Here is a 26,767-nt window from a genome sequence, read left to right as displayed (position 1 = left end):
TCGACATGATCAAGCAATTGCTGATTCTGAGCAGTCTGGCCGTGGCGGCCACCACCGCCCTGGCCGCCCCTGAAGATGCCATGAACAAGGCCGGCTGCATGGCCTGTCACGCCAAGGACAAGAAGATCCTCGGCCCGGCATTCAAGGATGTGGCCGCCAAGTACAAGGGTGACAAGGACGCCGTGACCAAGCTCACTGAGAAAGTGCGCAAGGGTGGTTCCGGCGTCTGGGGTCCCATCCCCATGCCAGCCAATGGTCCCGAGAAAATCAATGATGCGGACCTGAAGGCAGCTGTGGAATGGGTGCTGAAGTCCTGATCGGACCTGGCCATGCCCTCTGAGCGCTCCCCCATCCTGCGGCATCGCCTCATGCGGTGCACCGTGCTGGTGGTTGCGCTCGCCGGTGCCGTCCGGGCACCGGCCCAGGCTGCCCCAGAACTGGGGCAGCCTTCTTCATCTCGCCAGCAGGAATTGGTGCACGTGGTGCGCCAGGACTGCGGCTCCTGTCACGGCATGAAGCTGACAGGCGGCCTGGGCTCCCCCCTGACGCCTGAGCGCATGCGTGAACTGCCAATTGACACGCTGGTGGCCACCATCCTGCACGGACGTCCGGGTACGCCGATGCCGGGCTGGCAGACCATGCTCAACGAATCTGACGCACGCTGGATCGCATCACAGCTCCAACGTGGTTTTCCTGAAGAGAGCCGACCATGAGCTTGTGGACACGACTCACCACCTTGGCGATCTGCTGGACCCTGTCCGCATGCAGCACACTCGCTCCACGCACGGATGGAACCGGTGACCTGGGCGTGGTCATTGAGCGGGCCAACGGCACCGTGGCGGTCATCAACACCACCCAGCGCACCGTGCTGGCAGAAGTTCCCGGTCTCGGCGACCTCTCTCACGCCTCGGTGGTGTTCTCTCGCGACGGCGGTCACGCCTTTGTGTTCGGGCGCGATGGCGGCCTCACCAAGGTCAACCTCCTGACCCATCAGATCGAAGCCCGAACCCTGCAAGCAGGCAACAGCATCGGTGGCGCCATTTCGCAGGACGGGCGCTACGTTGCGGCGCAAAACTATGAGCCCGGCGGCGTCAAGGTGTTCGACGCTGCCACGCTGAGACTGGTGGCAGACATCCCCGCAGCATACGAGACCGGCAAACTGTCACGTGTGGTCGGGCTGGCAGATCTACCCGGTCAGCGCTTCATTTTTTCGCTGTTTGATGCGAACCAGATCTGGGTCGCCGACCTCAGCCAGGACCCGGCCCATCCGCGCATCCAGATCTTCAAGGACATCGGCAAGCAACCCTACGACGCCCTGGTCACCCCGGACGGCCGCTATTACATCGCCGGTTTGTTCGGCGAAGACGGCCTCGCCTTGATCGACCTGTGGGATGCACAGCCCCGTGCGCGCAAGATCCTGCAAGGCTATGGCCGCGGCCAGGACCCCCTTCCGGTCTACAAGATGCCCCACCTGAGGGGCTGGGCCGTAGCCGGGCATCAAGCCTGGTTGCCGGCCATCGGCCGCCATGAGGTCCTCATCGTCGACACCGACACCTGGACCGAAGTCGGCCGCGTTCCGGTCGCCGGACAGCCTGTTTTTGTGATGGCCCGACCGGACGGACGTCAGGTCTGGGTCAATTTTGCTGTGCCCGACTACCACCGTGTGCAAGTGATTGATGTGCCATCACGGCAGGTCATTCGCACCCTGGAGCCCGGCAAGGCCGTGCTGCACATGGAATTCACGCCACGGGGCGAAGCCGTCTGGATTTCTTCGCGGGATGCCAACCTCGTATCGGTGATCGACACCGCCACGCTGGACACCACCGCCACGCTGTCGCTGCCCTCTCCCAGCGGCGTCTTTTTCACCAGTCGTGCTGCACGCATGGGGTTTTGAATGGACCTGTCTGACCGCCCATCGCTGGACCAGATGCTGTTGAATGACTGGCAGCGTGATTTCCCGCTCAGCGAAGCTCCCTTTGCGGACATCGCCCACGAGTGCGGCTCCAGCGAATCGCTGGTCCTCGCCACGTATCGCACGCTGATCGACGAAGGCAGCATCAGCCGCATAGGCGGCATCTGGGGGGCCGGAGCCGGCGGTGCAGCGATGCTCTGTGCACTGGCCGTCCCAGCCCAACGCCTCGAAGAAGTGGCCGTCATGGTCAATTCACAGGACGGCGTCAACCACAACTATGAACGCGAGCACCACTACAACCTGTGGTTCGTCGTCACCGGCCTCGATCGCGTCGACATCCACGCACAGGTTGATCACATCGAACACCTGTCGGGTCTGATCGCCTTGCGTCTGCCGATGGTGCGCCCCTATCGCATCGACCTGGGCTTTGACCTGCGCCAGACCTCGGTACCCACCCACCCGGCGGAACATCTGCCCTGCACCCATCACAAGGCACAACCCGTGGCAGAAAACGAGCGGCAGCTCGCCGCCCTCGTCGAACACGGCTTGCCGATGGTGTCTCATCCGTATCAGTGGTGGGCCACCCAATTGCAGTGGCCTCATGCCCGTGTGATCGATACCCTGCGTCGCTGGTCTGACCAGGGAACCTTGCGCCGCTTTGGCGCCATCGTGCGCCATCACGACCTCGGCATCCGCGCCAATGCCATGACGGTCATCGACGTGCCGGACGACGAAGTAGATGACGCGGGACGACGCCTGGCCGCCCAAGCAGGCGTCACCCTGTGCTACCGGCGCCAGCGCCACCCGCAATGGCGGTTCAACCTCTATTTCATGGTGCATGGCCAATGCCGCCAGGCCGTATCGCAAGTCATTGACTCGGCGGTCAACCTGGCTGGCCTGGCTCATCACCCACGGCAATCACTTTTCAGCGGCCAGCGATTCAAGCAAACGGGTGGCCGGTACTTCCGTCAACCGGGCAGCGTAGCCAACAAGGAGGCCAGTTGTGTCCACACCGCATGACCGCTCATCCGCCTGGATGGATGCCACCGACGCCATGCTCATTGACCGCCTGCACGGCGGCCTGCCCCTCACCGAACGCCCCTTCGCCGAGGTGGGCATCGATGTGGGGCTGAGCGAAGACGAGGTCCTGCAACGGCTGCAGCGTCTGCTCGACGTGGGGTTGCTGACACGCTTCGGGCCACTCTTCCAGATCGAGCGCGCGGGTGGTCAGTTCATGCTGGCAGCCCTGGCGGTGCCAGACAGCGAGTTCGATCGCATCGCCGCCATCGTCAATGCGCTGCCAGCGGTGGCACACAACTATCGGCGCACACACCAGCTCAACATGTGGTTCGTGCTGGCCGGCGAAACCCCGTCCAAGGTGGCGCAAGCTTGCGAAGCGATCGAAACCGCGACCGGACTGAAGGTCTATGCCTTCCCGAAAGAGCGGGAGTTTTTTGTTGAACTTCGCCTGAGCGCCCAGGCTGCGCTGTCCGCGCATGAACGCGCCCGCAGCCTGCAAAGAGGAGCCCACGATGTCACTCACTGAATTCGATCGCCAATTGATCACCGCCACGCAGAGCGGCCTGCCCCTGGTGCCCCGCCCCTATGCGGCTGTAGCAGAGCAGCTCGGCGTCACCGAAGCTGCCGTGCGGGAGCGCCTGGCCAGCATGCTGGACGAGGGGCTGATCCGGCGCATCGGGGCCGTACCCAACCATTACCGCCTGGGCTACACCGCCAACGGCATGACGGTATGGGACGTTGACGATGAGCGAGTCGATGAGTTGGGCGCCAAGATCGGAGCGCTGTCCTCCGTATCGCACTGCTACCGCCGCCCGCGTGCCCTGCCACTGTGGCCTTACAACCTGTTTGCCATGGTGCATGGTCACTCGCACGACGAGGTCGAACGCGAGGCGATGCGCATCCATTGCCTGCTGGCCGATGCCTGCCGAGGCTTTGACATTCTCTACAGCACGGCCATTCTCAAGAAAACAGGTCTGCGCCTGTCTTCCCATTGAGCCCCAGAACAGGAGTCAACCGTGTTTCGCATCTCCCAATACCTCAGAGAAGTGGCACAGGCTGAGCGCGAAGGGCATTACCCGCAGCCACGCCGTCATGGCAACCCGCCGGGCCCCGTCGTCATCTGGAACCTGACCCGGCGCTGCAACCTGACCTGCAAGCATTGCTACGCCTTGTCGGCCGATCACGACTATCCGGGCGAGCTGTCAACCCAGGACGTATTCAGCGTGATGGATGACCTGCGCGCCTACCGCGTGCCTGTGCTCATCCTCTCGGGCGGTGAACCACTGTTGCGCCCCGATCTGTTCAACATCGCCACACGCGCCCGTGAAATGGGCTTTTACGTCGCCTTGTCGACCAATGGCACCCTGATCGATGCGCCCATGGCCGAGCGCATCGCTGCCATGGGCTTCGACTACGTGGGCATCAGCCTGGATGGGCTGAGAGAAACCCATGACCAGTTCCGCCGACAAGTCGGTGCCTTTGATGCATCGCTTCAAGCCCTGCGCCTGCTGCGCGGCCACGGCGTGAAGCTGGGCCTGCGCTTCACCATGACCTCGCTGAATGCCCACGATCTGCCCGCCTTGCTGCAGCTCATGCGTGATGAAGGCATCGCCAAGTTCTACTTCTCTCACCTGAACTACGCTGGGCGAGGCAACATCCATCGCGCCAAGGACGCCCACTTTGCCGCAACCCGACAGGCCCTGGACCTGCTCTATGAGACCGCGTGGCAAGCCGCCATGGCTGATCGCGATGAGGAGTACGTTACCGGCAACAACGATGCCGACGCACCCTACCTGCTGCAATGGCTGCAGCCCCGACTGCCGCAGTGGACCGATGCCTTGCGCGCAAGGCTGCAAGCCTGGGGCGGCAACGCCTCCGGCCTGTATATCGCCAACATCGACAACCTGGGCGAAGTGCACCCCGACACCATGTGGTGGCATCACAGCCTGGGCAACATCCGGCAACGCCCGTTCTCGGCCATCTGGTCAGACACAAGCGAACCCTTGATGGCGGGCCTGAAATGCCAGCCTCGTCCGGTTGAAGGTCGCTGCGCACGGTGTACCCATCTGGCGATCTGTGGAGGCAATACACGCGTACGTGCCGAGCAGGTCACCGGCAATCCCTGGGCGGAAGACCCAGGCTGCTATCTGGACGACCAGGAAATTGGTCTGACCGATGCTGCCACGTCGACCGCGCAGCGCGTCACCGTGTCGCCGTTCCGCTCACAGCGGCGGTCTCCACGCATCCCCATCACTTCCGAGACCTGATCAGGTCGTTTTCATCATGTACACGGATGTCATCTGGCGCCTGCTGGTCGCCATCGCGATGCTCGCCATGGGTTGGGATATCTGCCGTGCCGAGTCACTGCCGCCCACACTCTTTCAACAGCATTGCGCCAGTTGCCACGGCAACCAGCGCACCGGCGGCATGGGGCCAGCCCTGCTGCCAGAAAGTCTGGAGCGACTCAAGCGGGCCGACGCTGTCCAGACCATCACACACGGTCGACCCGCCACCCAGATGCCCGCCTTTGAAGGCAAGCTGAGCAGCGAGGACATCAACCAACTGGCCAACTGGATCTACAGTCCTGTCGTTCCTGCACCGACCTGGTCAGAACAAGACATCCGCACCTCTCACACGCTCACGGACAAACTGCCCACAGCCAGTGACCGCCCCCTGTGGAAAGCCGATCCGCTCAACCTCTTCGTCGTCGTCGAAGGCGGTGACCACCATGTCTCCGTTGTGGATGGCGACAAGTTCGATGTCATCACCCGCTTCGCCAGCCGCTATGCCCTGCATGGTGGCCCGAAGTTTTCACCCGATGGCCGCTTTGTCTATTTCGGCTCGCGAGATGGCTGGATCACCAAATACGACCTCTACACCCTGCGCGTGATCGCCGAGGTTCGCGCTGGCCTCAACATGCGCAATGTGGCGGTCTCGGGCGACGGCAAATGGGTTCTGGCAGGCAACTACCTGCCCGGCAATGTGGTGCTGTTCGACAGCGACCTGAATCTGGTGCGCCTCTACCCGGCCCAAACCCTCGACGGCAAGGCGAATTCCCGCGTGTCGGCCGTCTATGACGCAGAACCGCGCCACAGCTTTGTCGTCGCGCTCAAGGACCTGCCCGAGTTGTGGGAGATCTCCTACGACCCCAAGGCCGAGCCCATCCACGACGGCTATGTACATGACTTCCGCATGGGCGAGTCGATTGCCAAGCCGGGCTACCTGGGCGTACGTCGCACCCCCTTGAGCCAACCCCTGGATGACTTCTTCTTCGACCCACCATACCGCCATGTGATTGGGGCCGGCCGCACACCAGGCAGCAAGGACGCGCCACCGGTCACCCAGGTCATCAATCTGGACGCCCGTCAACAGATTGCCACGCTGCCCTTGCCCGGCATGCCACACCTCGGCTCCGGCATCGCCTTTACCTACCAGGGACGGCCGGTGCTGGCGACACCGAATCTGCAGCAGGGCCTCATCAGCGTGATCGACATGCAGAACTGGACCATCATCAAACAGATCCAGACACCAGGCCCAGGCTTCTTCATGCGCAGCCATGAGCGGTCCCGCTATCTGTGGACCGATTCGATGATGTCCCCCAAGGCACGCAACACGCTCACCATCATCGACAAGACGTCGCTCGAATCGGTTGCCGAGGTGAAGGTACCGGAGGGCCAGACCCTGGCTCACATCGAGTTCACACGGGATGGCCGCTACGCGCTGGCCAGCCTCTGGGAGATGAACGGTGCACTGATCGTCTACGACGCAGCGACCTTCAAGGAAATCAAGCGTCTGCCCATGAGCAAACCGGTTGGCAAGTACAACGTGTTCAACAAGATCACACGTTCTGAAGGCACCTCGCATTGATCGGGCGACATGGCCGGCCGCACCCTATTCTGATCTGGACACTTCATTTCCGTTGACGAGGGTCAACCAAGGCACCCAAGCAAGCAGGAACACTACCGCTAGCGTTTTGCAACCAACGCAAACACTACATCTAGTAGGAGACCTGCATGCCACCCATTCCAGAAATTGCCACTGGCAACGCCTTTCCCGTGGCGGTCATCAAGCGCCACGGTGCCACTGCCCGCTTCCAGCTCGACAAGATCACACAGGCCATTGCACGAGCGGGCAAAGCCACCGGTGGGTTCGATGAGACACAGGCGGGCGAGCTCGCCAGACAGGTTGGCGTGGCACTGCACCGACGGGTGCCCACCGTCGAGCAGATCCAGGATCAGGTCGAACGCACCCTGGTCGATGCAGGTCACTTCGACACAGCACGGGCCTACATCGTGTACCGCGAGCAGCGCAGCCACCTTCGTGCCGACAAGGCCTGCGCCGTCGATGTAGAGCGTTCAGTCAACGAATACCTTTCCCAGCAGGACTGGCGTGTCAACGCCAATGCCAACCAGGGTTACTCACTGGGCGGATTGATTCTGAACGTGTCCGGCAAGGTCATTGCCAACTACTGGCTCAACCATGTCTACCCACCCGAGATAGGCCACGCCCATCGCGAAGCCGACCTCCATATCCACGACCTCGACATGCTCTCCGGGTATTGCGCCGGCTGGTCACTGCGGACCCTGCTGCACGAAGGCCTGAATGGTGTACCAGGCAAGGTCGAGGCCGGACCGGCCAAACACCTGTCCAGCGCAGTCGGTCAGATCGTCAATTTTCTGGGCACCCTGCAAAACGAATGGGCCGGTGCGCAAGCCTTCAGCTCCTTCGACACCTATCTGGCCCCCTTCATCCGCAAGGACCAACTCCATTACGACCAGGTTCGGCAGTGCATCCAGGAGTTGGTCTACAACCTCAATGTCCCTTCGCGTTGGGGCACGCAGACGCCCTTCACGAACCTCACGTTCGACTGGACCTGCCCTGAGGACCTGAAGGAACAGGTTCCCGTCATCGGCGGGCAGGAAATGCCCTTTGCCTACGGTGAACTGCAAGCCGAAATGGACATGATCAACCAGGCCTATATCGACGTGATGATGCAGGGTGACGCCAAAGGGCGGGCGTTCACCTTCCCGATTCCCACTTACAACATCACGCGTGATTTCGACTGGGACCACCCGAACACCGAGCGCCTGTTCGAGATGACCGCCAAATATGGGCTGCCCTACTTTCAGAACTTCCTCAACTCGGATCTGCAGCCCAACATGATCCGCTCAATGTGCTGCCGACTGCAACTCGACCTGCGCGAGCTGCTCAAGCGCGGCAATGGTCTGTTCGGTTCCGCTGAACAGACCGGCTCCCTGGGTGTGGTCACCATCAACTGTGCCCGGCTGGGCTATCTTTATCAAGGGGATGAAGCGGCACTGCTGGCCCGCACCGATGAGCTGATCGAGCTGGGCAAGACCAGCCTGGAAATCAAGCGCAAGGTCATCCAGCAGCACATAGACAACGGCCTGTTTCCGTACACCAAGCGCTATCTTGGCACCTTGCGAAACCACTTCTCAACGCTCGGTGTCAATGGCATCAACGAGATGGTCCGCAACTTCAGCGGAGATCGGGAAGACATCACCACCGAACGTGGCGTGGCACTGGCCCTGCGCTTCCTGGACCACATCCGCGCACGCATCGCCGACATCCAGGAAGAAACCGGCCACCTCTATAACCTGGAAGCCACACCGGCCGAAGGGACCACCTATCGCTTTGCGAAGGAAGACCGCAAGCGCTTCTTCGACATCCTGCAGGCTGGCCCGAGCGACATGCCTTACTACACCAACTCGTCGCAACTGCCCGTGGGCTTTTGCGACGACCCCTTCGAGGCTCTCGAGCGCCAGGAGGCTCTGCAGGCGAAATACACGGGTGGCACGGTGCTGCATCTGTACCTGGGCGAACGGGTCTCATCGGCCACGGCCTGTCGTGAGCTGGTTCGCCGAGCGCTGAGCCATTTCCGTCTGCCCTACATCACGGTCACACCGACTTTCTCGATCTGCCCCGTCCATGGCTATCTGTCCGGCGAGCATGAGTTCTGCCCGCTGTGCGACGAAGAAGCTCTGGCTCGAAAACAGCGGACCGACATGTCTCCCGACAGCTGTTGCGCTCATTGAGCCCCGGCCCGATCTTCTGACCCCTGTTTCACACCAAAGGAGTTCTCCATGAATACGCTTCGCACCTCTGCACCCCATCCCATCCTGTCCGAGCAGGAACGTCAACGCTGCGAAATCTGGACCCGCGTCATGGGCTACCACCGGCCCGTGTCCTCCTTCAACATCGGCAAAAAGGGTGAATTCGCCGAGCGCCAGTATTTCCAGGAACCGTCTGCGCAGGCACCTGAATCGACATGCTGAAAGTCGGCGGGTTCACCCCCCTGAGCACCACGGACTGGCCCGACCAGCTCGCTGCCGTGGTGTTTGTACAAGGTTGCCCCTGGCGCTGTCATTACTGCCACAACCCCGAGTTGCAGCCACGGCAAGAAGCCAACGTGCCCGTTGGTCTCGTGCCGGACTGGCCGCATGTCCTGCACACGTTGGCACGCCGGCAAGGATTGCTCGACGGGGTGGTCTTCAGCGGAGGTGAGCCCACCCTTGACCCCGCATTGCCCGATGCCATGTTGGCCGTCCGCGCATTGGGTCTCAAGGTTGGACTGCATACCGCCGGCATCTATCCAGATCGCCTGAGCCAGGTGCTGCCCCACATCGACTGGATCGGTTTCGACCTCAAGGCCGGGTTTGCAGACTACGAGAAGGTCACCGCCATACCCCAGAGCGGACAGCCCGCCCTGCGCAGTCTGGAGGCCGTACTCCTTGCCCGCTCCACTGGCAGACTGGCCGTTGAAGTGCGCACGACCTACCACCCCCGTCTGCACCCAGGCGACACCCTGCCCGAACTGGCTCGGCAACTCGCTGCAGCAGGCCTGGACAGCTGGGTTTTACAGACATTCCGGCCTGCCTGTGACGGCCATGCGAGCTGGGCTGCCGACGCCAGCGCCGTATCGCACCGTCTGCTTGATCGGATCAAGGCTCAAGGCCTGTCGGTCACCGTGCGATGAGGCCGACAGCATAGGCCCCGATGATGAACACCGTCACGACAAGCAGCCACCCCAGGATCAACAGCCGCCACATCAGCGGCGCCCGTCGCAAGCCCATGTAGTCCTGCGTGATCAGGTAGCCCTTCACCAAGGTGAGCGAGAACATCAACAGGGTCGCCCACATGCCCATGCGGCCGGATGCACCGCTTTCACCCAGACCATAGGTGATCAGCGTCGCCGCCACCAATACCAGCCAGACCCCGTTGATGCGACGTATGCCTGTGATCGGCATGTCCTTTTCCCTCATGCCTCACCTCATCACATAGACCAGCGGAAACAGCACGATCCACAACAGGTCGACCATGTGCCAGAACGCCGCGCCACTTTCCAGAGCATGGTGGTCATGGCGTCCATAGCGGCCTCGCACCGTGAACACGAACAGCCACAACAGAAACAGCTCGGCCACCAGCACGTGCAGAAAGTGAAACCCTGTGAGGATGAAGTACAGGGTGTAGAAGTCGTTGGTCGATATGTCGATGCCATGGTGCAACTTGGCTGCATATTCCAGGCTCTTGACCAGCAGGAAGGCGCCGCCACAAGCCAGGGCACCAAGCAACCAGCGCGCTCCGGCACGGATGAGATCGTGCTGGATGGCCTGCACGGCACGCGCCACGCACCAGCTACCGGAGACCAGCAAAAGCGTGTTGATGACACCGCTGTGCAAATCCAGCGTCTGCTGGGCGGCAGAGAACACTGCCGGTTGCCGCACGCGTGTGACGGCAAAGCTCAGAAACAGGATGCCAAAGGTCAGCAACTCAGCCAGGATGACCAGCCAGATGACGAAGTCACCCGCCAACCTCGGCGGAACAGGAACCTCGTTGTCGGTAGACATCACGCAGGCACAACCCCATCAACCCGGACGACCGTCCAGACGCGGCCGGCCAAACCAGCGACCATAGCGAACGGACCAGCCCACGACTGCCGTGGTCCAGACCCCGGAAGCTGCCAGCAAACCCACACCGGCATGGGCACCCCACCAGGCCGAGGCCACGCGCAGCACAACGGCCAACTGCACCAGCCAGAACAGGCTCCAGGCGATGTTGTCGGCCGCCAGGGTACGTCCACCATGACCACAGCTGACGCGGGTCGCCATGGCAATCAGTACGCTGCCGAGAAAGCCCATCGTCAAGGCATGCAAGGCCGCCAGGTGGCTGGCCGTCGTCAGCCCCATGACCTGCTGTATGGCGTTGGCCCCATCCAGCAGGAAAGTGATGCCCAGCCACATAAAGCCAATGTGCAGCATGGCCAGCAGCCGCACGCTCAGACTTTGCACCAGCCCCCAGCGCACGGCCAGCGCCAGCAGCAGTGCACCAATGACGATGGAGCTGAACGCGCGGACCACCGACCACCCTGTCCCATCCAGCCCCACAGCATCCAGCACAAACCACAGGCCCTGCAGGCCGGCAGCCGCCAGCATGGACCACAGCAACCAGTTGGGTCGCCAGGCGTCCAGCGCCGGAACGACGGCCGCCGTGAAAAAAGGAATCATGCGATGGGCCACAGCCACATAGACCGGGACCACGAACCACCACAAGCCCAGCCATGTCGCCCAGCGCAAACAGTCAAAACGCCCCAAGGCCACACCTGCAGCAGTCAGCAGCAGCCCAGCCACACCGACCCAGGATGCCACCATCACCACGGTCCCATGCACCTTGTCCCTGGCCGGGCTCTGACGTACCAGACGGCTGAAGTGCACCGCCAGCCATCCCCATCCGATCGCCGCCAGCACCGCACCCAATGCAGCCACGCCGGCGTGCCAGCGGGCTCCGATCAGCCAGGCACACCACCCCATCAACAAGGCCATGACACCCGGCCGAATCGTGTTCGCCTCCCCCTCGGGCATCTGCAACCACCGCGGCCCTGCTGTGAACAGGAAGCCACTGAAAAACAAGGGCATGAAGCCATAGGTCATCAGCACGGCATGCACGAAGCTGGCAGGCACGGCCACAGCCAGTGAACCTGCACCCAATTGCCGAAGAATCAACTCCACACACCACCAGATGGCCGACGCGCTCATCACCAGGGCAGCAGCCAGAAAGCCCAGTCGATGGGGGGCTGCCATGATGGTCCCCAAGCGCCAGGGCGCTGCCACGCGAACAGCATCAGGTCGGGCTCGGCTGGCGCCCGCGCTCACGACAGAGGGAATGGACATAGGACCTCACTGCAGGTGATACCGCGACAGTCCTTGCACATCGAGGATGCGGATATCGCGGCGGTCGATGGCGATCAGTCCACCATCTTCCAGTTCGCGCAGGACGCGCGAGAAGTATTCGGGTGTCAGCGACAACAGCGACGCAATGGTGGCCTTGCTCACAGGCAAGGACACCGTGGTCTCCTGCACCGGCATGGCCTCGTCGATCGCCTGATCGCGCAAGAGGTAGCCGATGACACGCTGAATGCCGGAGTGCAAGGCGGCCGATTCGACGTCCTGAACCAGCCCATGCAAACGACGCGAGATGCCGGCCAGCATGCGCATCGAGAAACGGGGGTCCCGCTCGATTTCAGACAGCACAGCCTCCTTCCTCACCGTCATCACCACGCTGTCAGTCAAGGACTGTGCACTGACGATATAGGGCTTGCCGGTGAACATCAGCGCTTCCGCAAAAGTGTTGCCTGGGCTGATGATCTCAATGACCTTTTCATTGCCGGACGGCGACAGCGCGTACAGCTTGACCTGCCCACTCATCACCACATGAAAGCCATCACACGAATCACCCACCCGGAAGATCTCGTCGCCACGGGCGCAGCGTCGAATCACACAGGCATCGGCAATGCGCTCCAGCTCTGCAGGACGCATCTCGTGAAACAGCGGCAAAACCGACAGGTACGACGGGATATCCAGACTGGAAAGACGCATGGTGAGCTCCTTGGCAATCAGATGAATGAGGCGGATTCTGGAAACCCGACACCCTCATGGATTTGCGTTAGATCAAGCCACACCAGTCGGTGGATGCGCTTGACACCCACCCCTGGCCAAACGGCCTACTACCAAAGAACTATGCGCGGGCATACCCTGTAGACATGCTGAAAAGCCGCGAATGATCATGTCAGGTTGCCCCATCATGCAGACAGCTGTCCCACGATCTGTGTGAGGCGAGACACCAGGTCCTGAGGCTTGTGCACGAGTGCATAGCCACGCTGCCCAAAAAGGAAAGGCAGGTAGTCGGCAGCCTGCTCATCAATGGTGATGCAAAACGGCACCAGCCCTGCACGCCGCGCAGCCTGAACCGCATGGCGTGTGTCTTCCAGCCCAAAGCGCCCTTCATAGTGATCAAGGTCATTCGGCTTGCCGTCGGTCAGCAACAGCAGCAGGCGCTGACGCTCCGTCCTTGTCTCCAGCACCTGGGTGGCATACCGAATGGCGGCACCCATGCGGGTGTAATAGCCCGGCTTGATCGCGCCCACGCGGTCCCTGCTCACGTCGCTCCACCGCTCACCGAAACGCTTGAGCGCATGCACGCGAACATGCTCCCTCCGGACTGAGCTGAAACCCAGCATCTCGAAGGGGTCTCCCAGTCCGTCCATGGCCTGACCGAACACGTACAGAGCATCACGGATGACATCGATGACACGGGCATCCTGACTCGCCCAGGCATCCGTGGACAAGGACAAATCCGCCAGCAGAAGCGTGGCCAGGCTACGATCTTCACGTCGGGGACGCAGGAATGCACGAGGCTCATCCAGGGGAACATCTCCGCCCGCACCGCACTCAGCCTGCCAGCGCACCCACGCATCGACATCCAGCCGCTCGCCAACCACATGTCCACGCTCCCAGCGCGGCAAGGCCCTCAGGCTCTCAAGGCGCCGCCGCATGCGATGCGCAGTGGCACGCAGTGATGGCGGTGGTTGCCACGGCTGCTCGATGCGAGGCAACAGCAACTGCACACCACACCGGTCAGGCAACAAGGCTTGCTTGCGATGATCCCATTCGGGCAACCGAATGCCTTGCTGCAGGACAGTGTCATCTGCCGCGGCACTGGGCAGGTCCAGGTCGAAGCGAACACGTGAAGCCAATGTCTGACCATCCGGCGCCACGCTGAGCTGGTCCATGTCGTTGGCCACCTGTTGTGCGTCAGCCAGGTCCTCGTCATCGGTTTGCCGGTTGATGTTCACAAACTCCGACCAGGACAGGAGGGACTCGGTCCGGAAGAACATGATCAAGGCATGGCGCTCGGCATCAGAGCGCGCCTGCTGCGCCCGTCGACGCGTGCGATCGGCAGACATGTCCCGTGATGACCCGCCCCCGTCGTGCCCCTGCCTGGTTTCGGCTGACAACATGCCCTCTGCAGCCAACTGCCCCACCCCCACCCACATCGGCACAGGCGCCAGCCCACCCAGGTCGACATCCACATCGTCCGGGGGCCAAACTCCTTGCGCGGAGTCCACCAGAATCTGGCGCAAGATGCTTTCCGACTGCGCTGGCCTAGCCGCCTGGCGGCTGTGTCGGGTCTGCGGTGCCACGCGCTCATGGAGGTGCGCTTGCACCAGGCGCCGGTATCGTGGCCACCAACCTGGAAAGCTTTGCAACAAGCTGCGGGTGGCACCAAGGTGTTGCGACAGCGCGTTGCGTGAACCTTGCACTGCATCATCCAGCGCCATCTGCAGTCTCACGGCCCCCATGCCCGCCAGCCAGAAATACAGGTCCCGATTGAGCTGTTGATCAGGAAAGATGGCCAGCACCGGCGGCAAGGCCAGTGTCTCTGCATCGAGCTCGGGCTGCTCGGCACGCAAGCCTGTCCCTGCCACTCGCTGCAACAATGACCGAGCTCCAGCCTGCTGCTGCGCAGACGCCGTTGCCAGGCGCCATTCAGGTGAGCCGCCCAACGCCCTGAATACGACACCCAATTGAGATCGCACATCATCCAGACGAACGGCGGCAGACGCGTGACTGCGATCTGCCAAGCGCGTTGCAATGCGGTGCCACCACTGACCAACCCACTCTTCCATCAGTCTTCTCCGTGCGGCCGCTGAGCAGCTTTTTTCTGGCGCAGCGTTTCTCTTACCGCATCGACACCCACCGCCCAAGTGAGCACAGGTGTTCTAAGCTGCCGATCCTGAGACTGCGCGCACTGACTCAGGCACTGTCCGCACTGCACGCACGAAAACATCATGCGCTTGATGTTGCGGGGATGCAGACGCATGGGGCAGGTGTTGTCGCAGGCCGAGCCCGTTGGCGGGTTGCACGTTCGGCACTCCCGGGCGCGCTCCCGCTGGAATGCCACGACCATGCCCTTGGGATTGGCCATCCACATGAGGCTCTGAAAGAAGCCCACCGCACAGCCAAATCGGCAAAAGAGGTGGCGCGCAAGCAGGAATTCGGTTGAAAACACGGCCGTACCGATGACCAGAAAGCGTGCCTCGGCCGGCGTCAAGGCGCCATGCCACAAATGGCTCCACAGCCGCCAGGGTGGCAACAGGTAGCTCAACAAGGTGATGGCCCATGCAAACCCCAGCGACACGCACGCCACCAGAAAGACAGGCCACCAACGGGCATCCGGCTTCATCTCGTGCCCAGCACGGTCTGTCTTGCTGGTGCGATGGTTGTCCCATAGGCTGAACTTCCCAATGGCCTTGTGCAACAAGTCATTGAGCAACTCGACAACCGAAAAATGCGGGCAAAGCCAACCACAGTAGAGGCGACCATACCGCCAGGCAACGGTCAGAAACACTGTCACCACCAGCACGATGGGCATCAGGCCACGCCAAACCAGGCTCCAGGCAGCCTGAGCCGGTGAAACCTCATGATGGATCAGGGCATCAATCCCCAGTGACCAGGGCATGCCCAGCACCCACAAGCGGGTATCGGTCAAATCAAACCGAAACAGGTTGCATAGCGGGGCCAACAGGAAGAGCAGGAAGAAGCCCACCTGCCCGACCCGCCGGCGCGTTTGCAAATCAAGGCTGCGCCATGACACCACGCACGATCTCCATGAGCGCCGCGGCAGTCTCCAGATCGTCGGTCAGCGCATCGACCACGGCCGCACGACAGGCGGACTCGGTATCGACACCCGCGGCCATCAGCCGACCTGCCATCACCAGCAGACGGGTGCTGGCTGTTTCCTCCAGGTCGTGATCTGTGACCCGACGCAAAGCACCGGCCAAGCGCACGAGGCCCTCGGCCATCGCCGGCGACACACCGCCCTCGCTGCACACGATGTCGCGCTCGATCAAGGGCTGCGGGTAATCGAACGTCAGCGACACGAAGCGCTGACGCGTACTGGGCTTGAGGGTCTTGAGCAGATTCTGGTAGCCCGGGTTGTAGGAAATGACGAGCATGAACTCGGCTGGCGCCTGCAGCAACTCACCGGTCCGCTCGATGGGCAGCACTCGCCTGTCATCGGCCAGCGGGTGCATGACCACGGTCGTGTCCTTGCGTGCTTCGACCACCTCGTCCAGGTAGCAGATGGCTCCTTCCCGCACAGCGCGGGCCAAGGGCCCATCGACCCATACCGTACTGCCCTGGCCAATCAGATGACGACCGACCAGATCGGCCGCACTCAGATCATCATGACAGGACACCGTGATCAAGGGGCGCCCCAGCCTGGCTGCCATGTGCTCGACAAAGCGTGTCTTGCCGCAACCTGTGGGCCCTTTGATCAGGAGTGGCAACTGGCAACGCCAGGCCTGCTCGAACAGGGCACATTCCTGGCCTTGTGAAACGTAGTGGGGAGCCCCCTTCGGGGCCCCCACCAGCGCATCAGGATGAAGCATGTCCATGCTGCTGCTCCCTGCGCTGTCGTGCTCAGGCACGTTGTGCCGGTACGGCACGGGCGTCGCCGCCACTTGCAGGCACCACGGCAGGCTCACCACCGATGAAGAAGCTCGACAAGTAGGTCAGCAGACCGATCAGGAAGCCCACACCCGACCACAAACGGATCCAGTAGAAGAAATGCAACTGGTTCTGTGTGTCCATATAGGGCATGGGGTTCTCGGCCATGCGTTGCAGCCACACTTGCAAGATGCCAGCACCGGTCAGTGCCAGCACCATGGAACCCATGCTGATGGTCATGATCCAGAACGACCACATTTCCACGCTCTGTGCCAGCTCGCTATTGGCCACCCGACCGCGCATCAGCGGCATGGCATAGCTGATCATGGTGATCACCACCATCACGTAAGCGCCGTAGAAAGCCAGGTGACCGTGTGCTGCGGTGATCTGCGTGCCGTGGGTGTAGTAGTTCACCGAAGACAGGGTATGGATGAACCCCCACAGGCCTGCGCCCAGGAACCCCATCACGGACGTACCGACAGCCCACAGCACGGCGGCCTGATTGGGGTGGTCACGACGTCGACGCTGCACCATGTTGAAGGCAAACATCGTCATCATGAAGAAGGGGATGGGCTCCATGGCGGAGAACACCGACCCGATCCAGTGCCAGTAAGGCGGCAGACCGATGAAGTAGAAATGGTGTCCGGTACCAAGGATGCCGGTCATCAGTGAGAACGCGATGATCACGTACAGCCACTTGTCGATCACTTCGCGGTCGACACCCGTGGTCTTGACCAGCACGAAAGCCAGCAGCGCGCCCAGGATCAGCTCCCACACGCCTTCCACCCAGAGGTGCACCACAAACCACCAGTAGAGCTTGTCGCGCACCAGGTTGTGCGGGTTGACGAAGCTGAACAGGAACAACAAGGCCAAGCCCCACAGGCCCAGGTGCAACACCAGCGAAATCGCCGTCTTGCGGCCCTTCAACAGGGTCATGGTGATGTTGAACAGGAAGCCAAGGGCGACGACCACGATGCCCACCTTGGTCGGCAAGGGTTGCTCCAGGAACTCTCGCCCCATGGTCTGCAGGTACTCGTTGCCGGTCAACTCAGCCAGCTTGGCGTATGGCAAGGAGAGATACCCCACCACGGTCAGCGCGCCCGCCACCAGAAAGACCCAGAACAGCACCAAGGCCAGCTTGGGACTGTAAAGCTCCGTCTCGGCTTCTTCCGGAACCAGGTAATACGCCGAACCCATGAAGCCGAACAGCAGCCACACGATCAGCAAGTTGGTGTGGACCATGCGGGCCACATTGAAGGGGATGGCCGGGAACAGGAAGTCCCCGATGATGTACTGCAACCCCATGGCGAGACCAAATATGATCTGTCCGACAAAGAGCAGCAAGGCCGCCACGAAGTAGTACTTGGCGACCGACTGAGATTGATACTTGATGGTCTTGATCATGATGTCTTTCTCCCGATCAACCTTGGATATTGGGAGGCCAGTTTTCGGTATTGATCTCGCCTGACCACTTCAGGAAGTCAACCAGATCGTTGAGTTGCTGGTCGGTGAGGTTGAACTGCGGCATCTGACGGCGGCCCGGCGCATTGGTCGGTTGGCCCTTGATCCAGGCCTTGATGAACTCAGGGCCTCGGCGCTTGTACACATTGCCCAGTTCCGGCGCGAAATAGGCGCCTTCGCCCAGCAAGGTGTGGCAGCCGATGCAGTTGCGGGTTTCCCAGATGTACTTGCCGCGCACCACCGAATCGGTGATGTTCTGCGCATTGGAGCGCTGAGGAATCTTGCTTTCGCTGTCAAACACGATGCCGGCAAACAGCAGCGTGAAAAACACTGCGCCACCGTAGAAGATGTTGCGGGCAGCTTGCTTGGTAAAGCCGCCCTGGGTGCCCTGATTCATGGCCGATCTCCTTCTTGTATAGGGACGGTCGTGAGACTAGGCCCGGGGGCGATTCATTTCCTTGAAGCGCTTCAAGAAACCACATCCCCTACCGAGCGTGGGGGGTTTCACACGCAGGCCAGCCGCCCGGCATCCAGGATGTGGATGCGCCTGCGATCAATCGCGATCAGGCCACGGTCCTGAAGATCATGCAGGATGCGCGAAAAGTGCTCGGGCGTGACTGACAGCAGCGAGGCAATCGTGCCTTTGCTGGCAGGCAGCGCCACCGTCAAGTGGTCGCGATGCGCTTCTGCTGCTACCGGTGCGTGCAGCAGGTAATCAACCACCCGCCCAACACCCGAGCGCAAGGTCAGCGCCTCAATGGCCCTGGTCAGGCGGTTCATGCGTCCGGACATGCGGGTCAGCAAACTGATAGCCAGATGGCCGTTGCGCGCGATTTCACCCAACAGCACATCACGCGGCACACACAGCACCAGCGCATCGGTCAGCGTGGTGGCGCTCACCGTGTGGGTTTCATCGCTGAACGTGAGTGCCTCGGACACACAGTCCCCAGCACCGATCACTTCGATGACCTTCTCGTGTCCGCTTTCCGATTGCACGTACAGCTTGGCCTGACCGTGAGCGACAAAATAGAGCCCATCACAGGCTTGGCCGGCGCGAAACAGCGTGGCCTGACGGGGCAGGCTGCGCACCGTGACGGCATCGGCCAACCGTCCGAGTTCGCCAGCAGTCAGATCCTGAAACACAGGTTGGGCCGACAAAAAGGTCTTCACATCCAGTTGGATCGAGCGCATCTGGGTCTCCTTGCTGTTTGAATCGATGCGATCGATTGTGGAAACCTGTGGCACGCATGGACTTGATGCGGCGCAAATATACCCAAGCAGAACACTCGGCTAATCGAGCTAGTACTTTCGAACTAGGCGGCCGTCACCTGGTTGCGGCCCGCCTTCTTCGAGCGGTACATGGCCTGGTCCACGCGCTGCAGCACGGTGCCAAATGACTCATCGGCTTCAGTGATCTCGGTCACCCCAAAGCTGGCCGTGAAGCGCAGCTTCTTCACCCCGACCTCCAGTGCCGCCATTCGCTCACGCAGACGCTCGGCCGAGACCACAGCTTGTGCGGTATTCACCTCGGGCAGCAAGACGATGAACTCCTCGCCACCGATGCGCGCCACGAAGTCCACCGAGCGAACCGCATCCTTCACCAGACCTGCGGCCAACCGGATGACCAGGTCACCCATGGCATGTCCATAGACATCGTTGATCTGCTTGAACAGATCGATGTCGAACATGATGACGGCCAGGGGTTCGCCATAGCGCTTCACGCGCGTGAACTCCCGTGCAGCTACCTCTTCAAAATAACGACGGTTCGACACGCCGCTGAGTACGTCGATGCGCGCCAGATGCTCGGCCTCATCCCGGGCTCGTGCCAGTTCGGCGGTGCGCTCGGCCACGGTGCGTTCCAGCTCCTCCTTGGCCACCTCAAGCAGGGCGCTGGCCTTCAACTTCTGCTCGATGACAGCCCGCTCGGCTGCTTCCTTCTGTGCCCGCAGGAAATTGATGCGGTCCGCCAGGGCGAGCGCCAGCAGCACCACATCGGCCATCACACCGAATTCGGCAGCATGGAATGAGGCAAACGAATAGGGCACGAACCCACTGACCGTGAGCGCCGTGATCAGGGAACCGGCCAGGGATGCGATCGAGGCCAGCACAAAGAACCGGGCTGCGCGGTAGCCAGACCGCCATGCAGCGACACCACTGGTCAGCAGCAACGGCGTCATGAAGAAGAAGAAATAGACCGGCACAGCGTTGTACAGGACGACGTTGCCGCTGACCACGATGAGCAGCCAGGTCAGCACCACGGCCAGGAGGTAGCCTTTCAGGATGCGATGCAGCATGGGCATGCGGCTTTGCGAATCGAGAAAGCCCATGGCAAACACGACTGCTGCCATCTGGTACAGGAAGATCCAGACGGTGTGGCTCCAGTTGCTCCAGCGTGGTGACTCCGGCCACAGGTACTGAAAGGCAAACCCGCTGTACGAGAAATTCATGGCGAAGAAGCCCAGCAGGTTCAGGCAATAGAGAAGGTAGTTGCGGTCCCGCGTCGACACCCAGATGAAGCCGTTGTAGAGCACCATGACCAACAGCACGCCATAGAACATCCCGAAGTAGCCGGTCAGCAAGCGGTCGCTGTCGTGGAAGGCCTCTGGTTGCCACAGTTCGACGGGGGTCATGAACGCTTGCGTGGAGGTCACACGCAGGTAGTAGGTGTGGCGCCCCGGAGTGAGGTGCAGGTCCACCAGGTATTGCGGGTTGAGATGCGCCCGCGCGGCAAACGGCAGGGTGTCACCCACATGGTGAAGCAAATGGGGACCATCCGGCCTGTCTTCATAGATGTGGATCGAATCAAGCCAGGGCGTGCGCAGCACCAGCATCATGTCTTGCGCATCGGCAGCCGGGTTGTTCACCTCGAAGCGGAACCAATAGGCGGCCACCGTGAAGCCGTAGCTGGACAGGCCGCCTGGTGGTGGCGCGACGTCGGCAGCAGCCATGCGTACGCGAACGTCATCCATCGTCATCCGGCCGGAAGCGTCTTCCACCACATCCATCAGGTGGTTGACCTTGTAATGGGTCTCAGCAGGGGACAAGGTCAGGACACCCGCGACAGCACGCGCGCTGACCAAGGTGATCAGCAGCGTCGTCAACAGAAAACGGAGAACCGAATGAATCACCGACCGCACCAGAGGAGAAGCAAAACCGCACGCAGGGGATGGAGCAACACATTATCTGTGGCTGGAACTTGTACGGTTTGAGCGCTTTACAGACGTTGTGGGATTCCACACCGCACAGCAGTGCTCAGCTCGGTATTCTTTAACGCTTCGTTACTTGTTTGAATCGCGGTAGTCCATGAAGCGCCTCACCTCGCATCTGTATTTCTGGGTTGTGCTTGCCATCATTGCAGGCGGCACGCTGGGGGTGGTTGAACCGAAGATCGGTGTTCAGCTCAAACCACTGGGGGATGGCTTCATCGCGCTGGTGAAGATGCTGATCAGCCCCATCATCTTCTGCACCGTGGTGCTCGGCATCGTCAACGGTGGTGACATGAAAAAGGTCGGCCGCGTTGGTGCGAAGGCGCTGCTGTATTTCGAACTGGTGTCCACGCTGGCCCTGATCATTGGCCTCGTGGTCGTCAACGTGCTCAAGCCCGGCGCCGGCTTCAACGTCGACCCCAGCACGCTCGACAGTTCGGCGGTGGCCAACTATGCCAAGAAGGCCGGCGAGCAAAGCACGGTTGATTTCATCCTGCACATCATCCCCAAGACCTTCACCGATGCCTTCACCGGCTCGGGTGACCTGTTGCAGGTGCTGCTGCTGGCTGTGCTCTTCGGCTATGCCATGCAGCGCATGGGCTCAACCGGCAAGCTGGTGCACACCTTCATCGAAGAATGCAGCCATGTGTTCTTTGCCATGATGAACGTGATCATGAAACTCGCCCCCATCGGTGCGGGTGGTGCCATGGCTTTCACCCTCGGCAAGTATGGCTGGACGGCCCTCAAGCCGCTGGCCGCGCTGATGGGCAGCTTCTACCTGTGCTGCATCCTGTTCGTGCTCGTGGTGCTGGGCACCATCGCCCACTTCACCGGTTTCAGCATCCTGCGCTTCATTTCCTACATCAAGGAAGAGCTCCTGACGGTGCTGGGTACCTCGTCGTCCGAGTCCGCCCTGGTTCCCCTGATGAACAAGCTGGAGCGCCTGGGCTGCTCCAAGTCGGTGGTGGGTTTGGTGGTGCCTGCTGGTTACTCCTTCAACCTTGATGGCACCAACATCTACCTGACAATGGCCGCCATCTTCGTGGCGCAGGCCCTCAACATCGACCTCACCCTGACCCAGGAGCTGACGGTGCTGGGTGTCGCCATGCTGACCTCCAAGGGGGCCTCGGGTGTGACCGGTGCCGGCTTCATCACGCTGGCAGCCACCCTGGCCGTGGTGCCTGACGTGCCTGTGGCCGGACTGGCACTCATCCTGGGTGTGGACCGCTTCATGTCCGAAGCACGCGCCCTGACCAACTTCATCGGCAACAGCGTGGCCACCGTGGTGGTCGCCAAGTGGGAAGGTGAGCTCGACAAGGACAAGCTGAACGCAGAGTTGAGCCAAGGCAGCTGATCGCCACTGGCTTGCACTGTCGGGATAAAGGCGTCGCGCACGGGAGTGCCCGGCGCTTTTTTCATGGTGAACTCATCGACAAGGTCAGACCCGGGTTGATGTCCTGTACGGACAACGATTTGCGATAAAAGAGCAGCCAGCCCGGGGCATTCACTGCAACGGAACTGGAGCTGTTTCTTGGTCAGACCCAGCGGCCGCTGCGGGGCATGCGGATGATGTCCTGCGCACCATGATCGGACAGCACCACCGCGCCAAAGAACATGCTCAACAAGGCGATGAAGATGCTGGCGAACAGGGCTGTCCAGAAGCCCGACACCTTGAAGCCCTTGACCAGCGACGACACCAGCATGAGCATCAAGGCGTTGATCACCAGCAGGAACAGGCCGAAAGTCAGCAGCGTCAGCGGCAGGGTCAACAGCACCAGAATGGGTTTGACGATGGCGTTGGCAAAGCCCAGCAACAGCGCCGCCACAATCAGGTCGGACGTGCTGCTGATGCGGATGCCCTGGAACACGCGGCTGGCGATCCACAGGGACAAGGCCGTGATGCCCCAGTGAAGCAGGAAATCGACAAGATGGTGGTGCATGGTGTGAACAGCCGGAAACAAACAGACAGCGCCGATGTTAGCGCCCTGCTGATCACCCCACGTGCTCACGGGGCGGACAATTCCGCATTGTGCTCAGCCGCCCTTTCCACCACAGTGCGGCGCTATGAAATCCGCCCTGTTCGCACAGCCCGCCGCCCAGCAGGCCGAAACCCTCTTCCAGCAAGCCATGGCCCAGCATCAGCAGGGCTTGCTGGCCGAAGCCCTGCACAACTACCTCAAGGTCACCCAGCTGCAACCACGGCATTTCAATGCCCTCAATCTCGGTGGCGTGGTGGCCTTGCAGATGGGCCAGGCACAGCAAGCCGTGGACTTGCTCAACAAGGCAGCCAAGATCGAGCGTGAACATGCCGGTGTCTACCTCAACCGGGGCACGGCCTATCAGCAACTGGGCGAACTGGATCTCGCCCTCATCAACTTCAACAAGGCCGTTTCCCTGGCCCCGGACAACGGCAAGGCCTACGCCAACCGCGGCACCCTGCTGACACAGATGCAGCGCCCTGAAGAAGCGCTGGCCGATTTCGACCGTGCGCTGGCCATCCAGGACGACCATGTGCCCCACAACAGCCGCGGCCTGGCGCTGGGCGAGCTGCAACGCCACGAAGAGGGTCTGCACGCCTTCGAACGGGCGGTGGCCCTGGCACCTGATTCGGTCGATGCGCACTGGAACCTGGGCATGGCCCTGCTTCGGCTCGGGCAGTTCGAGCGCGGCTGGCTTGAAAGCGAATGGCGCCTGCAACGGCCCGCACACATCGGTCTGTGGGCTGAACAGCCCGCACCCCGCTGGCAAGGTGAAGCGCTCGAGGGCCGCACCATCCTGCTGCGACACGAGCAGGGGCTGGGCGACACCATCCAGTTCGCCCGCTATGTGCCGCTGGTGCAGGCCCGCGGTGGCCGGGTGCTGCTGCAAGTGCAGGCGCCGTTGAAGACCTTGCTGTCCGATCTGCCCGGTGTCGCGGTGTTCGCTACCGACGAGCCTCTGCCCGCATTCGATTGCCACTGCCCGCTGCTGTCACTGCCTCGTCTGTTTCAGACCGACCTGGGCTCCATGCCGGCACCCGTCTCCAAGCTGCTGATTCCCGAAGCGACCCAGGCCCACTGGCAGGCGCTGCTGGGCGAGCGGCAACGCCCGCGCGTCGGTCTGGCCTGGAGCGGCAACACGGCCCACGTGGACGATGCCAAACGCAGCCTGGCCTTCGCCCAACTGGCCACAGTGCTGGGCAGTGACATCGACTGGGTGGTCCTGCAAAAGGACATCCGATCCGCCGACCAGACAGCCCTGGCGCAACACCCGCATGTCTGCCACTTTGGCGCGCAGTTGAACGACTTCACCGACACGGCAGCCTTGTGCAATCTGATGGATGTGGTGGTCAGCGTGGACACCAGCGTGGCCCACCTGGCAGCTACCCTGGGCAAGCCCACCTGGATCATGCTGGCACACAACCCGGACTGGCGCTGGCTGCTCGCCCGCGAAGACAGCCCCTGGTATCCCGCAGCACGGCTTTACCGCCAAAGTGTGCCCGGTGACTGGGCTGGCATGCTGCAAAAAATAAGGGCCGATCTCTCGGCCCTGTTCATCACCCCATAGCGCCCGGCACCCTGCCGTCCACCGCCATCATCACGCTCAAGGCACAGATGGTGATGGTGGAAAACAGGAACACCTGCCGCGCCCAGAGGCGGTCGTCGGTCTCGGGCTTGTAGCCCGCCATCGCCATCTTCAGCCACCACAGGCTGGTGGCACAGGCCACCACCAGGTAGCCGTAGCCGGCATAGCCACCGACCGCCAGCATCACGGTCGCCACGGCAAACGCGATGATGTAGAGCACGATCTGGCGCTTGGCTTCGGGCACGCCCCGCACCACCGGCAGCACAGGGATCTTCGCTGCTTCATAGTCGTTGAAGCGGAAGATCGCAATGGCATACGAATGCGGCATCTGCCACAGGCAGAACATCAGCAGCAGGATCACGGCACCCATGTCGAACTGACCACGGGCGGCGCAATAACCGGCCACGGGCGGCACGGCCCCGGACAGCGAGCCCACCACCGTGCCATAGACCGAGTGGCGCTTCATGTAGAGGCTGTAGACGCCCACATAGATGAAGTAGCCAAACATGGCGCAAGCCAGGGCCAGCATGTTGGTCCAGATCGCCAGCGTGGCAAAGCCCGCCGCGCCCAGAACCACACCGTGGGCAAACGCCGCTTTCAGGCTCATCGCGCCCGTCACCAGCACGCGCTTTTGGGTGCGCGCCATGCGGGCATCGATGTCACGGTCAATGCAGTTGTTGATGGTGCAGCCCGACGCCACGACCAGCGACAGTCCCGCCATGGTGGCCAGCAACAGCCCCCAGTCCAGGGCATGACCCTGGCTGGCCAGCAGGAAGCCGCCGACGGTGGCGATCAGGTTGCCGGCGGTGATGCCGGGCTTGGTAACCTGCAGATAGCGCTTGGCGTTCAAGGCAGCCTCACTCAACGCAGCATCAGCGCGTCGGCCGTGGTGATGATCCAGATCGACAGACCCACCAGCAGCACGATCACGAAAGCCGTGAACAGGAAAGAGAAGCTGTTGACCTTGCCCTCGGTGGTCGTGAAGTTCAGGTGCAGGAAATACTTCAGGTGCACCACGATCTGCACGACCGCGAACAGGAAGATGCCCAGCGTGGCAGCCGACTTGCTGAAGCTGCCGCTCATCACCATCCAGAAGGGAATCGCCGTCAGGATGACGGACAGCACGAAGCCGACGAGGTAGCTCTTGACGCTGCCATGGCTGTCAGCGTGGTCATGCGATGCGCTCATCACAGGGCTCCTTTCAGGTAGACGACGGTGAAGACGCAGATCCAGACGATGTCCAGGAAGTGCCAGAACAGGCTCAGACAGCTCAGACGGGTCATCAGGCGGCTGGTCAGACCGGTCTTGACGGTTTCGATCATCAGCACGGCCATCCAGATCAGGCCGGCGGTCACGTGCAGGCCGTGCAAGCCCACCAGGCCGAAGAAGGCCGACAGGAAGGCACTGACTTGCGGGCCATGGCCCTCTTCGATCATGTGGTGGAATTCATTGAGTTCCATGCCGATGAAGCTGGCGCCAAAGGCGAAGGTCAGCGCCAGCCAGGCCAGCGTGGCCTTCTTGTTGCCCTTGTAGCCGGCAATCATCGCGAAGCCGTAGGTGATCGAGCTCAACAGCAGGGCTGCGGTTTCGACGATCACATAAGGCAGGTCGAAGATTTCCTTGGCCATCGGGCCGGTGGCGATGTTCCGATGCAGCACTGCAAAGCCCGCGAACGCCGTCGCGAACAGGATGCAGTCGGTCATCAGGTAGAGCCAGAAGCCCAGCACCGTCTGGGCACCACTGTCGTGGTGCGCGTGGTCATCGTGCGCGCCGTGCGCGCTTTCAACGTAGGTACTCAT

Annotated in this window: 28 protein-coding genes; 13 read left to right on the top strand and 15 right to left on the bottom strand. The window is 61.7% G+C overall.

Features of this window, described 5'->3' with window-relative positions; genetic code table 11:
* The first annotated feature begins 8 nt into the window (after positions 1 to 8).
* The 11 genes from ACE3PH_RS09150 (at position 9) to ACE3PH_RS09100 (ending at position 9,929) form a co-directional block, all read left to right on the top strand.
* Positions 9 to 317 carry a c-type cytochrome gene (locus ACE3PH_RS09150; RefSeq protein ID WP_374318430.1) on the top strand — a complete coding sequence of 103 codons (309 nt, stop codon included), beginning with the start codon at positions 9 to 11 and terminating at the stop codon, positions 315 to 317.
* A 12-nt stretch (positions 318 to 329) separates the two neighbouring features.
* Complete coding sequence (locus ACE3PH_RS09145) at positions 330 to 713, top strand: cytochrome c (protein WP_374318111.1); 384 nt, start codon at positions 330 to 332, stop codon at positions 711 to 713.
* Positions 710 to 1,894, top strand: coding sequence for a cytochrome D1 domain-containing protein (locus ACE3PH_RS09140; RefSeq protein WP_374318109.1), 1,185 nt, complete (start codon positions 710 to 712; stop codon positions 1,892 to 1,894). The genes ACE3PH_RS09145 and ACE3PH_RS09140 overlap by 4 nt, the downstream gene beginning before the upstream one ends.
* A complete protein-coding gene (locus ACE3PH_RS09135; protein WP_374318107.1) occupies positions 1,895 to 2,932 on the top strand; it encodes an Lrp/AsnC family transcriptional regulator in 1,038 nt (345 codons plus the stop codon).
* 16 nt (positions 2,933 to 2,948) lie between these two features.
* Positions 2,949 to 3,458: an Lrp/AsnC family transcriptional regulator gene (locus tag ACE3PH_RS09130; RefSeq protein ID WP_374318428.1), complete on the top strand. Its 510-nt coding sequence runs from the start codon at positions 2,949 to 2,951 to the stop codon at positions 3,456 to 3,458.
* Complete coding sequence (locus ACE3PH_RS09125; protein ID WP_374318105.1) at positions 3,445 to 3,927, top strand: AsnC family transcriptional regulator; 483 nt, start codon at positions 3,445 to 3,447, stop codon at positions 3,925 to 3,927. The genes ACE3PH_RS09130 and ACE3PH_RS09125 overlap by 14 nt, the downstream gene beginning before the upstream one ends.
* 21 nt (positions 3,928 to 3,948) lie before the next feature.
* Positions 3,949 to 5,199 carry a heme d1 biosynthesis radical SAM protein NirJ gene (nirJ, locus tag ACE3PH_RS09120; protein WP_374318103.1) on the top strand — a complete coding sequence of 417 codons (1,251 nt, stop codon included), beginning with the start codon at positions 3,949 to 3,951 and terminating at the stop codon, positions 5,197 to 5,199.
* A gap of 58 nt (positions 5,200 to 5,257) precedes the next feature.
* The gene (locus tag ACE3PH_RS09115) at positions 5,258 to 6,799 is read left to right on the top strand and encodes a cytochrome D1 domain-containing protein (protein ID WP_374318426.1); all 1,542 of its coding nucleotides are present in this window, start codon (positions 5,258 to 5,260) and stop codon (positions 6,797 to 6,799) included.
* Between the two features lie 146 nt (positions 6,800 to 6,945).
* Positions 6,946 to 8,988, top strand: coding sequence for a ribonucleoside triphosphate reductase (locus ACE3PH_RS09110; protein ID WP_374318101.1), 2,043 nt, complete (start codon positions 6,946 to 6,948; stop codon positions 8,986 to 8,988).
* 48 nt (positions 8,989 to 9,036) lie between these two features.
* Positions 9,037 to 9,228 (top strand): anaerobic ribonucleoside-triphosphate reductase, encoded by a 192-nt coding sequence (gene nrdD, locus ACE3PH_RS09105; RefSeq protein WP_374318098.1) that lies wholly within the window; start codon positions 9,037 to 9,039, stop codon positions 9,226 to 9,228.
* Entirely contained in the window at positions 9,222 to 9,929 is a 708-nt protein-coding gene (locus ACE3PH_RS09100) for an anaerobic ribonucleoside-triphosphate reductase activating protein (protein ID WP_374318096.1), read from the top strand. Before nrdD ends, ACE3PH_RS09100 begins: the two co-directional genes overlap by 7 nt.
* Here ACE3PH_RS09100 and ACE3PH_RS09095 read toward each other — a convergent pair.
* From ACE3PH_RS09095 to ACE3PH_RS09045, 11 genes are all read right to left on the bottom strand, one after another.
* Complete coding sequence (locus tag ACE3PH_RS09095; RefSeq protein ID WP_374318094.1) at positions 9,916 to 10,200, bottom strand: cytochrome C oxidase subunit IV family protein; 285 nt, start codon at positions 10,198 to 10,200, stop codon at positions 9,916 to 9,918. The genes ACE3PH_RS09100 and ACE3PH_RS09095 overlap by 14 nt on opposite strands.
* 18 nt (positions 10,201 to 10,218) lie before the next feature.
* Positions 10,219 to 10,800, bottom strand: a complete 582-nt coding sequence (locus ACE3PH_RS09090) for a cytochrome c oxidase subunit 3 family protein (protein WP_374318092.1) — start codon at positions 10,798 to 10,800, stop codon at positions 10,219 to 10,221.
* Between the two features lie 18 nt (positions 10,801 to 10,818).
* Complete coding sequence (locus ACE3PH_RS09085) at positions 10,819 to 12,120, bottom strand: NnrS family protein (protein WP_374318090.1); 1,302 nt, start codon at positions 12,118 to 12,120, stop codon at positions 10,819 to 10,821.
* 6 nt (positions 12,121 to 12,126) lie between these two features.
* Positions 12,127 to 12,825, bottom strand: a complete 699-nt coding sequence (locus ACE3PH_RS09080; RefSeq protein WP_374318088.1) for a Crp/Fnr family transcriptional regulator — start codon at positions 12,823 to 12,825, stop codon at positions 12,127 to 12,129.
* 203 nt (positions 12,826 to 13,028) lie between these two features.
* A complete protein-coding gene (locus ACE3PH_RS09075) occupies positions 13,029 to 14,915 on the bottom strand; it encodes a nitric oxide reductase activation protein NorD (protein WP_374318086.1) in 1,887 nt (628 codons plus the stop codon).
* Positions 14,915 to 15,886, bottom strand: a complete 972-nt coding sequence (locus ACE3PH_RS09070) for a 4Fe-4S binding protein (RefSeq protein ID WP_374318084.1) — start codon at positions 15,884 to 15,886, stop codon at positions 14,915 to 14,917. Before ACE3PH_RS09070 ends, ACE3PH_RS09075 begins: the two co-directional genes overlap by 1 nt.
* A complete protein-coding gene (locus tag ACE3PH_RS09065; protein ID WP_374318082.1) occupies positions 15,864 to 16,685 on the bottom strand; it encodes a CbbQ/NirQ/NorQ/GpvN family protein in 822 nt (273 codons plus the stop codon). Before ACE3PH_RS09065 ends, ACE3PH_RS09070 begins: the two co-directional genes overlap by 23 nt.
* A gap of 25 nt (positions 16,686 to 16,710) precedes the next feature.
* Entirely contained in the window at positions 16,711 to 18,141 is a 1,431-nt protein-coding gene (locus tag ACE3PH_RS09060) for a cbb3-type cytochrome c oxidase subunit I (protein ID WP_374318080.1), read from the bottom strand.
* Between the two features lie 16 nt (positions 18,142 to 18,157).
* Positions 18,158 to 18,595, bottom strand: coding sequence for a cytochrome c (locus ACE3PH_RS09055; RefSeq protein WP_374318078.1), 438 nt, complete (start codon positions 18,593 to 18,595; stop codon positions 18,158 to 18,160).
* 107 nt (positions 18,596 to 18,702) lie between these two features.
* Positions 18,703 to 19,389 (bottom strand): Crp/Fnr family transcriptional regulator, encoded by a 687-nt coding sequence (locus ACE3PH_RS09050; protein WP_374318076.1) that lies wholly within the window; start codon positions 19,387 to 19,389, stop codon positions 18,703 to 18,705.
* Between the two features lie 122 nt (positions 19,390 to 19,511).
* Positions 19,512 to 21,326: a diguanylate cyclase gene (locus ACE3PH_RS09045; RefSeq protein ID WP_374318074.1), complete on the bottom strand. Its 1,815-nt coding sequence runs from the start codon at positions 21,324 to 21,326 to the stop codon at positions 19,512 to 19,514.
* Positions 21,327 to 21,501: 175 nt separating this feature from the next.
* On the opposite strand from ACE3PH_RS09045, the gene ACE3PH_RS09040 reads away from it, so the two are divergent.
* Positions 21,502 to 22,758 carry a dicarboxylate/amino acid:cation symporter gene (locus ACE3PH_RS09040; RefSeq protein WP_374318072.1) on the top strand — a complete coding sequence of 419 codons (1,257 nt, stop codon included), beginning with the start codon at positions 21,502 to 21,504 and terminating at the stop codon, positions 22,756 to 22,758.
* Positions 22,759 to 22,939: 181 nt separating this feature from the next.
* On the opposite strand, the gene ACE3PH_RS09035 is transcribed toward ACE3PH_RS09040, so the two are convergent.
* The gene (locus ACE3PH_RS09035) at positions 22,940 to 23,344 is read right to left on the bottom strand and encodes a phage holin family protein (RefSeq protein WP_374318070.1); all 405 of its coding nucleotides are present in this window, start codon (positions 23,342 to 23,344) and stop codon (positions 22,940 to 22,942) included.
* A 124-nt stretch (positions 23,345 to 23,468) separates the two neighbouring features.
* On the opposite strand from ACE3PH_RS09035, the gene ACE3PH_RS09030 reads away from it, so the two are divergent.
* Complete coding sequence (locus tag ACE3PH_RS09030) at positions 23,469 to 24,950, top strand: tetratricopeptide repeat protein (protein ID WP_374318068.1); 1,482 nt, start codon at positions 23,469 to 23,471, stop codon at positions 24,948 to 24,950.
* Here ACE3PH_RS09030 and cyoE read toward each other — a convergent pair.
* From cyoE to cyoC, 3 genes are read right to left on the bottom strand one after another with little or no spacing between them, the layout of a single operon-like run.
* A complete protein-coding gene (gene cyoE, locus ACE3PH_RS09025) occupies positions 24,940 to 25,833 on the bottom strand; it encodes a heme o synthase (RefSeq protein WP_374318066.1) in 894 nt (297 codons plus the stop codon). The genes ACE3PH_RS09030 and cyoE overlap by 11 nt on opposite strands.
* Positions 25,830 to 26,156 (bottom strand): cytochrome o ubiquinol oxidase subunit IV, encoded by a 327-nt coding sequence (gene cyoD, locus ACE3PH_RS09020; protein ID WP_374318064.1) that lies wholly within the window; start codon positions 26,154 to 26,156, stop codon positions 25,830 to 25,832. The genes cyoE and cyoD overlap by 4 nt, the downstream gene beginning before the upstream one ends.
* Positions 26,156 to 26,767: a cytochrome o ubiquinol oxidase subunit III gene (gene cyoC, locus ACE3PH_RS09015; RefSeq protein ID WP_374318062.1), complete on the bottom strand. Its 612-nt coding sequence runs from the start codon at positions 26,765 to 26,767 to the stop codon at positions 26,156 to 26,158. Before cyoC ends, cyoD begins: the two co-directional genes overlap by 1 nt.

This window comes from Aquabacterium sp. (assembly GCF_041909175.1).
GTDB lineage: Bacteria > Pseudomonadota > Gammaproteobacteria > Burkholderiales > Burkholderiaceae_C > Aquabacterium.
This window is presented reverse-complemented; position numbering and strand designations above follow the sequence as displayed.